Source organism: Nocardia sp. NPDC058497, from assembly GCF_042720195.1.
In the GTDB taxonomy this organism is placed as follows: domain Bacteria; phylum Actinomycetota; class Actinomycetes; order Mycobacteriales; family Mycobacteriaceae; genus Nocardia.
This window is the reverse complement of sequence record NZ_JBHXMY010000368.1, coordinates 1-6,095: the sequence shown is the minus strand read 5'-3', so window position 1 is coordinate 6,095 and position 6,095 is coordinate 1. Positions and strand designations below refer to the sequence as shown.

The window sequence follows — 6,095 nt, the reverse complement described above, 5'->3', positions numbered from 1 at the left end:
GCGAATGCCTCCCGGGTCGGCCGGTGAGGGCCCACCGGCCAGGGCGTGGTGTGGTCGACGACGACGAAAGATCTGATGAACTCAGGAATCGCGGTGCTGTTACTCGTCATCGGAGCGCCGCTGTTGCTGCTCGCGCTGGCCGTGACGGTCTTCGCCATGCGCAACGAGCGCCAGGAGCGACTGCGCGCCGACGCCGCCATCCGTGAGCGCGTCGCGTTGGAGAACGCGCTGATCCAGCTGGCGCAGACGACACTGCCCTCGATCACCGACGCGATGCGCAGGCACGAGATCCCGGCGATGGCTGTCGATCTGCCCGTGGAACTGCACCATTCGCAGGTCGGCCAGGTGCTGCAGATGATCGCCACCGGTCACGCCGAGGATCTGCGTGTGGTCTCCGAGGAGACCAGGGCGATGGTCGAACGCTACGGCGAGCAGCGCAGGCTCAACGAGGTCGTAGCCGCCAAGGAGGACGCGCAGGCCGAGCTGTCGGCGTCCTCGCGGGCCGCCACCAGCGCCGCGGTGCGCTCGTTCGGCACCTCGGTGGTCAGCCTCGGCACCGACCTCGGCCCGGTCGTGAGTGCCGCGCTGCGCGAGCATCGCGACGACGCCATCTACGAGACGCTGACCCGGATCGACCACACCGTGCAGCAGATGATCCGGCAGGCGCAGTCCTATGTGATCGTCTCCGGTGGCCTGCCCGGCCGTCGCTGGCCGCAGCAGTCGCTCACCGATGTGGCGGGCGGTGCCACCGGGCGGGTCAGGGAATTCCTGCGCGTGCGGTCGGGGCAGTCCGATCGGGTCGTGATCAGCCGCGCGGTCGAACCGCTCGTGCACACCCTGGCCACCCTGCTCGACAACGCGCTGCGCTACTCGCCGCCGTCGTCGTTCGTCGAGGTCGGCTTCCAGGAGGGGCATCACGGCGTCACCGTCATCATCGATGACGCGGGTATGCGGATGAGCCCCGAGCAGCTCGAGGACGCGCGCCAGGTGCTCAGCGGCGAACGCGCCGTCGACATCCATGATCTCGGACCGGCGCCGAAGGTCGGGTTCCCCGGTATCGCTGCGCTGGCGCGGCGCTACGGCTTCTCCGTCCACGTCGACGGTCCCAACATCTTCGGCGGCATGCGGGCGATGGTCTATGTGCCCTCGGCACTGCTGGTCAGCGGTGCCGCGCCGCGGTTGCCGGAGCCGGAACTGGCCGCGCCGGCGCATGTTCCGGTACCGGTGCCGGTCGAGGCCGACGGGCCCCGCGCCGAAGTGCACGAGATCACCAGTGGGGGATTGCCCAAGCGCCGCCGCAGGCCGGTCGCGCCGGATTCGGCGGGAGTGCCCACCGAATCGGGCAATGCTCGCCCCGACCTCGCCGCTGCCTGGCACAGCGGTTCCCGCAGCGGTCGCCTCGCCGCGGCCGAGCGAACCACGGAAGGAACAGCCGATGAGCACACCGGTAGCCGATAGCACGAACCGACTAGCGTGGCTGCTCGAGGATCTGGAGATCCCCGGCGTCCGCTTCGCGGTGCTGCTGTCCGATGACGGACTGCGGATCGCCCACTCCCGTGGCGTGGCCAAGGACGACGCCGAACGGTTCGCCGCGGCGGCCTCCGGCCTGCGCTCGCTCGGCAAGGCGCTCGGCGAGTTCTGCGGCGGATCGTCGAACGTGGTGCGCCAGAACATGACCGAGTACGACGAGGGCATGATCATGATCACCGCGGCCGGGGTGGGTGCGCTGCTAGGCGTCGCCACCACCGCTGACGTCGACGTCGCGCTGGTGGCGCACCGGATGAACGAACTGGCCTCGCGCGTCGGCCACGAGATCGGTAGCGCGCCGCGCCACGGTGGCAGGTAATGAGTCGCGGCAGGCGCGATCCCGATCTGGTCAGGTCGTATGTGCGCACCGGCGGACGGGTGCGGGCCGCGCATGAACTGGACCTGGTGACCCTGGTCCGCGCCCTCGCCGACGCGCGGCCCGATCATCGGCCCGACGAGCGCCGGGTACTCGCGCTCACCAGTCGCCGCGGCGCGCTGTCCATCGCCGAACTGTCGGCGTATCTGGATCTGCCCGCGTCGGTCGTGAAGATCATCGTGTCCGATCTGCTCGACAGCGGACATCTACAGTGCCCGACTCCGGCCGAAGTGAAGCCGGAACTCGCGTTGATCAAGGAGGTGCTGCATGGTCTCCGTGCCATCGCGGGGTGAGGTCGACTACGTCGCGGAGACCGTGACGCGGTCGGTGAAGATCCTGGTCGCAGGAAATTTCGGCGTCGGCAAGACGACGTTCGTGTGCGGCGTCTCCGAGATCAGGCCGCTGCGCACCGAGGAGACGATCACCGAGGCGAGCATCGGCGTCGACGACATGGCCGGGCTCGGCAGCAAGGTACAGACCACCGTCGCCCTGGATTTCGGCCGGATCACCCTGAATCCGCAACTGGCGCTGTATCTTTTCGGCACGCCCGGCCAGGAACGCTTCGCCCCGCTGTGGGAGGAGCTGGCCCGTGGCGCGCTGGGCGCGCTCGTGCTCGTCGACACCCGGCGCATCGAGAAGGCCGACGACGTGCTCTCGGCGCTGGAAAAGCGCGGGGTTCCGTACGCGGTGGCGGTCAACGAGTTCGAGGGCTTCCGGCGCTACCCGCTCGAGGAAGTGCGCGAGGCGCTCGACCTGGCGCCGGACACCCCGGTCGTCGCCGTCGACGCCCGCCGCCGCGACCACGGCATGCGCGCGCTGATCACGTTGGCGGAGTACCTGTTCCGCAGGCAGGAAGCAAACGCGACATGACGGTGGACCTCTCGGCCGACGAGCGGGTGCCGATGTACGCGCCCGAGTTCGCCGCCGATCCCCAGGCGGCTTACCGGGAGATGCGGCGCCGGTTCGGTTCGGTGGTGCCGGTCGAGTTGTCACCGGGAATCCGGGCGACGCTGGTGATCGGGTACCGCACGGCGGTGCGGATCCTCAACGATCCCGAGCACTTCCCGGCCGATCCGCGGATCTGGCAGCGCAGCATCCCGCAGGACTGCCCGGTGCTGCCGATGCTGCAGTTCCGCCCTGCCGCGCTGCGCACCACCGGCGCCGAGCACGCCAGGTACCGGCAGGCCAATGTCGCAGGCATCGCTGGCGTCGACCTGTACGCGATGCACGCCACCATCGAGCAGTTCGCGATCCCGCTGATCAACAGCTTCTGCGCGACCGGCTCGGCGGACCTGTTGAGCCAGTACGCGTTTCCGCTGGTGTTCCAGGCGCTGAACTCGATGCTCGGTTGCACACCGGAGATCGGGGCGCAGGTCGCCACCGGCATGGCGCAGATCTTCGAGGGCCACGACGCCGAAGCGGGCAACAACCTGCTCGCCTCCGCGCTGACCGACCTGGTCGCACTGCGGCAGCGCGAGCCGGGCGACGATGTCGCCACCCGGCTGCTGCACCACCCGGCCGCGCTCACCGACGAGGAGATGGTGCATCAGCTGCTGGTGCTCTACGGCGCCGGCATCGAGCCGATGCTGAACCTGGTGGTCAACACCCTGCGGTTGATGCTCACCGACGCTCGTTTCGCGGGCAATGTGCTCGGTGGCAGCCTGTCCACCCGCGACGCGCTCGACGAGGTGCTCTTCACCGACCCGCCGCTGGCCAACTTCTGCATGACCTATCCGCGGCAGCCGATCCTGATCGACGAGATGTGGCTGCCCGCGCACGAACCGGTCGTGATCAGCATGTCGGCCTGCAACAACGATCCGGCCATCGCGGGCCGCGATGTGGTCGACAACCGGGCGCATCTGGCCTGGAGCGCGGGCCCGCACGGTTGCCCCGCCAAGTCGGTGGCGTATCTGATCGTGCAGGACGCGATCGACCAATTGCTCGACGCGCTCCCGGAATTGACACTGGCCGTGCCCGCCGAGGAACTGGTGTGGCGACCCGGCCCGTTCCACCGTTCGCTGGCCGCGCTGCCGGTCGAGTTCCCGAAGACGCCCCCGCTGCCGATGCCCTGATCCGCGCTCAGCGGGCGCGCAGAGCCGGACCGACGAACCGTTCGACCAGTTGACGCTCGGCCGCGGCATCGGGCAGTGGCCAGGTGAGCAGCGAGAGCACGACCCGCACGATCGTGCCCGCGGCCCTGACCATGACCGCGCGGACCAGGCGCGGTTTCTCGCCGACGTAGCGGTACATCGTCGCGCGGGAGCAGCCGGCGGCCGCGGCGATGTCCTCGGCGGTGACGTCGTCGATGCCGCGTTCGAGGAACCAGGAAAGGCGGCGGCGATGACCACGGATCTCGGGGCAATCGATCTCTTCGACCGGACTAATTTCGAGGAACTCGCGCAACGTTCGCCTGCCCGCGGCGGAGTCCTGCCCGTCTTCTAAGTAAGAGTCCTTGTTGCCAACTGAACGGCGTTCCGGCAACTTCCGGCAAACTTCCGAAAGTCTGGGAACTGGGGATTTAGCCGCTCGTTTGCCGCAGGTGCGAACCGGTTGGTTCGAATGGGGAATTGTTCGCTGAATTCGCACCGAGCGTGCGCGGGCTTCGAATACCGGCGAGTAGCCGTATTTTTCGCTATTCCCACCCTTGACTGGTGATCTTCGCCGACCTACCGTCATCGCTCGAAATGGTTTCCCCGGACGGCACGCCGGCCCCTGCCGCCCTCCGTGTGTTTCCTAGGAGTATTGATAGTGCGAAGTCGAATTCTGTCCGTCGCCGGAGTCATGGCCTTGGCGCCCCTCGCCACTCTGCTGGTCCCCACCGCGAATGCCAACGCTCACGGCTGGGTCACCGGCCCGGCCAGTAGGCAGGAACAATGCGCCAAGGGGATTGTCTCCTGTGGTGCGGTGAAATATGAACCGCAAAGTGTCGAGGGTCCGAAAGGCCTGAATAATTGCAGCGCGAACAAGTATCCGGAACTCGATGACGACAGTCTCGGCTGGGTGCCGCAGAAAGTATCCGGGCGCACGACCTTCACGTGGAAGAACACTGCCAATCATCGCACCCTGAATTGGGAGTATTTCATCGGGAACACGCGGATCGCGGTGATCGACGGCCGCAATGAACAGCCGCCGATGGAGGTCACCCACACCGTCGACCTGTCGAACTACTCCGGCCGCCAGAAATTGCGCGCGGTGTGGAATATCGGCGACACCGCGGCAGCCTTCTACAGCTGCGTCGACCTCGAGATCGGCGGCGGAGGCGGGAGCACGACCACCCCGAAACCCACGACCACGAAACCGACGACCACCACACCGCCCGCACCGACCACCAAACCCCCGGCAACCACCACGCCACCCGCAACGACCACCCACCACCACCCGACGACCACCGCACCCGCGGCGACGTCGTGGCGGCAGGGCGCCACCTACGCGATCGGCGACAAGGTCACCTACCAGGGCGTCACCTACAGCTGCAGGCAGGCGCACACCGTCCACGACCCGAACTGGACGCCGCCGAACACGCCCGCACTCTGGTCGCGGCTCTAGCGATACGCACCGAGGCCCGGCGAGCAGCAAACGTTTCGTGTGTTCTCCCACCATCGCCCCCACGATGGGGTGAGGATTGAACACGACTCGCCGGCCTCGCGTTCGGCCGGCCCGCAGCACAAGGACGTGAGATATGAGTGACAGGAAATTCGCCCTCGCCTTCGCGGCCACCGGGACGGCATTGCTGGCCATGACGATCGGCTCACCGTCCGCCTCCGCGGCGGTCTCGCAATTGACGGTCGACCCCGGACTCAGCGTCGGGATGGCAACCAACTACGGCACCGGCTGCACCCACCATCTGGTGGCCAGGCTCAGCGTCGGCATCGAACCTGTCTCCTTCTACGACAACGGCGCCCTGCTGGCCGTGGTCGTCCCACTCGACGGCATCGCCACCATCGACTGGGTGCCGTCGAGCAGCGGCCCGCACAGCCTGGCGGCGCTGCAGGGCGGCGTCGGCCGCGGCGCCGATGTGAGCGTCGGCAGGGGCTACCGTTTCGGCGAATCCTGCGTGGTCACCGGCGGCTGACCCGAACACGACGGTGGCCCCGGGCGCGCCGCGCCGGCCCCCCCCCCCCGTAACCCACCTCTTCGACCACGCCGCCCTGATTTTCTCGCCCGGCCTCGCCCACTACTTATTGGAATGGCG

General features: G+C 68.1%; 8 protein-coding genes. 7 read left to right on the top strand and 1 reads right to left on the bottom strand.

The window, feature by feature from the left end; translation table 11 throughout:
- The first annotated feature begins 75 nt into the window (after positions 1–75).
- Genes ACFWPJ_RS22155 through ACFWPJ_RS22135 form a run of 5 tightly spaced genes read left to right on the top strand, consistent with a single transcriptional unit; the run spans position 76 to position 3,975 of the window.
- Positions 76–1,458, top strand: a complete 1,383-nt coding sequence (locus ACFWPJ_RS22155) for a sensor histidine kinase (RefSeq protein WP_378854183.1) — start codon at positions 76–78, stop codon at positions 1,456–1,458.
- Positions 1,436–1,846: a roadblock/LC7 domain-containing protein gene (locus ACFWPJ_RS22150; protein ID WP_378854181.1), complete on the top strand. Its 411-nt coding sequence runs from the start codon at positions 1,436–1,438 to the stop codon at positions 1,844–1,846. Before ACFWPJ_RS22155 ends, ACFWPJ_RS22150 begins: the two co-directional genes overlap by 23 nt.
- On the top strand, positions 1,846–2,196 hold the full coding sequence (locus ACFWPJ_RS22145; protein ID WP_378854179.1) for a DUF742 domain-containing protein: 351 nt from the start codon (positions 1,846–1,848) through the stop codon (positions 2,194–2,196). The genes ACFWPJ_RS22150 and ACFWPJ_RS22145 overlap by 1 nt, the downstream gene beginning before the upstream one ends.
- Positions 2,171–2,773 carry an ATP/GTP-binding protein gene (locus tag ACFWPJ_RS22140; RefSeq protein ID WP_378854177.1) on the top strand — a complete coding sequence of 201 codons (603 nt, stop codon included), beginning with the start codon at positions 2,171–2,173 and terminating at the stop codon, positions 2,771–2,773. The genes ACFWPJ_RS22145 and ACFWPJ_RS22140 overlap by 26 nt, the downstream gene beginning before the upstream one ends.
- Positions 2,770–3,975, top strand: coding sequence for a cytochrome P450 (locus ACFWPJ_RS22135; protein WP_378854175.1), 1,206 nt, complete (start codon positions 2,770–2,772; stop codon positions 3,973–3,975). The genes ACFWPJ_RS22140 and ACFWPJ_RS22135 overlap by 4 nt, the downstream gene beginning before the upstream one ends.
- 7 nt (positions 3,976–3,982) lie before the next feature.
- Here ACFWPJ_RS22135 and ACFWPJ_RS22130 read toward each other — a convergent pair whose 3' ends face one another.
- Positions 3,983–4,306: a TetR/AcrR family transcriptional regulator gene (locus ACFWPJ_RS22130; protein ID WP_378854173.1), complete on the bottom strand. Its 324-nt coding sequence runs from the start codon at positions 4,304–4,306 to the stop codon at positions 3,983–3,985.
- Between the two features lie 345 nt (positions 4,307–4,651).
- Between ACFWPJ_RS22130 and ACFWPJ_RS22125 the strand changes: the two genes are divergently transcribed.
- Together ACFWPJ_RS22125 and ACFWPJ_RS22120 are read left to right on the top strand one after the other, a co-directional pair.
- Positions 4,652–5,449 (top strand): carbohydrate-binding protein, encoded by a 798-nt coding sequence (locus ACFWPJ_RS22125; RefSeq protein WP_378854171.1) that lies wholly within the window; start codon positions 4,652–4,654, stop codon positions 5,447–5,449.
- 133 nt (positions 5,450–5,582) lie between these two features.
- Positions 5,583–5,975, top strand: coding sequence for a hypothetical protein (locus tag ACFWPJ_RS22120; RefSeq protein WP_378854169.1), 393 nt, complete (start codon positions 5,583–5,585; stop codon positions 5,973–5,975).
- The last annotated feature ends 120 nt before the right edge of the window (positions 5,976–6,095 follow it).

What these genes read in the sequence shown, in the direction of transcription:
- ACFWPJ_RS22155 (WP_378854183.1), top strand. Translation starts at nt 76, where the DNA reads ATGAACTCAGGAATCGCGGTGCTGTTACTCGTCATCGGAGCGCCGCTG.
- ACFWPJ_RS22150 (WP_378854181.1), top strand. Translation starts at nt 1,436, where the DNA reads ATGAGCACACCGGTAGCCGATAGCACGAACCGACTAGCGTGGCTGCTC.
- ACFWPJ_RS22145 (WP_378854179.1), top strand. Translation starts at nt 1,846, where the DNA reads ATGAGTCGCGGCAGGCGCGATCCCGATCTGGTCAGGTCGTATGTGCGC.
- ACFWPJ_RS22140 (WP_378854177.1), top strand. Translation starts at nt 2,171, where the DNA reads ATGGTCTCCGTGCCATCGCGGGGTGAGGTCGACTACGTCGCGGAGACC.
- ACFWPJ_RS22135 (WP_378854175.1), top strand. Translation starts at nt 2,770, where the DNA reads ATGACGGTGGACCTCTCGGCCGACGAGCGGGTGCCGATGTACGCGCCC.
- ACFWPJ_RS22120 (WP_378854169.1), top strand. Translation starts at nt 5,583, where the DNA reads ATGAGTGACAGGAAATTCGCCCTCGCCTTCGCGGCCACCGGGACGGCA.